Consider the following 1,185-nt stretch of genomic DNA (forward strand, 5'->3'; position numbering starts at 1 on the left):
GGGGGCCGGGGACCGCGGGGGTCCGACCGTTCCTTGCCCCGGTTGTCACGGGGGCGGGTTCTTTCGCGGGCGTGATCGCCGGCGTCGGGATGGGCGCCTCGCCCGCCAGCGGTCGGTGGACCAGGCCGGCGGCCTCGTCCAGGGGGACGCCCAGGTGGGCCAGTTTCAGCGGCAGCCGGGCCTCCACGGGGGCCCGGCGCCGCCAGGCGCGGCCGTACCGGGCACGCAACTGAGCCCGGTAGACCAGTCGGTCCCGTTCCAGGTCGATGACCTGTTCGTAGGATCGCAATTCCCACAGCTTCATCCGTCGCCACAGGCGGAAGGTCGGCAGAGGCGCCAGGAACCAGCGCCAGAACCGCACCCCCTCCATGTGCTTGTCCGCCGTGATGTCGGTGATCCGGCCGATGGCGTGCCGGGCCGCCTCGACGGTGATGATGAAGAGCACCGGGATGATCGCGTGCATCCCCACGGCCAGCGGATCGCCCCAGGCGGCGGCGCCGTTGAACGCCACCGTGGCGGCCGTCAGCAGCCAGGCGGTCTGCCGCAGGAGCGGGAAGGGGATGCGCAGCCAGGTCAGCAGGAGGTCCAGGGCGAGCAGGACGACGATGCCCGCGTCGATCCCGATCGGGAAGAACGGGGCGAAATCCCCGAAACCCTTGCGTTCCGCCAGGTCGCGAACGGCGGCGTAGGAGCCGACGAACCCGATCGTCGCGATGACCACGGCGCCGGCCAGCACGATGCCCACCAGCAGGCGGTGGGAGCGTGTCAACTTGATCGCGGCCACCCGCGAGCCCCTTCCGTGAATCCGACTGGTGTTCCCATCGGGGGCCAAGCCTGGCACACCGAACGGTGCCGTGGACGCCGAGGAGCCGGGTTTTCCGTTCCGTAACGGCGGACCGCACCCCCGCCGGACGGCGTGCCGGTACCCGTCCGCGCCCCGACCGGGGGCTCCCCGCGGGGGCCTTTCCCGCAGATGTCCGCCCCGACGCCGCGAGGTGACGAGGCGTCGGGACGCCGGCGGCACCCGGCCCGGCACCCCGCACCGGTGGTGTCCTCCGCCCCCCGGGATGTTCGCCACCACCCGGAATGCGGACGGGATCCGACCGCATGTCCCGGGAGGGTGGACGGACACCCCACGGGAGAGCCGGCGAAAGGAACCGACCGTCGTGACAGCCCAATCCGCCC

General features: G+C 72.6%; 1 protein-coding gene. It reads right to left on the minus strand.

Annotated features, from left to right (window positions below):
• A partial coding sequence (locus tag FNQ90_RS23970; RefSeq protein WP_182608260.1) for a DUF2637 domain-containing protein occupies positions 1-784 on the minus strand: 784 nt, incomplete at its 3' end.
• Between the last annotated feature and the right edge of the window lie 401 nt (positions 785-1,185).

The organism is Streptomyces alkaliphilus (genome assembly GCF_014141535.1).
GTDB lineage: Bacteria > Actinomycetota > Actinomycetes > Streptomycetales > Streptomycetaceae > Streptomyces > Streptomyces alkaliphilus.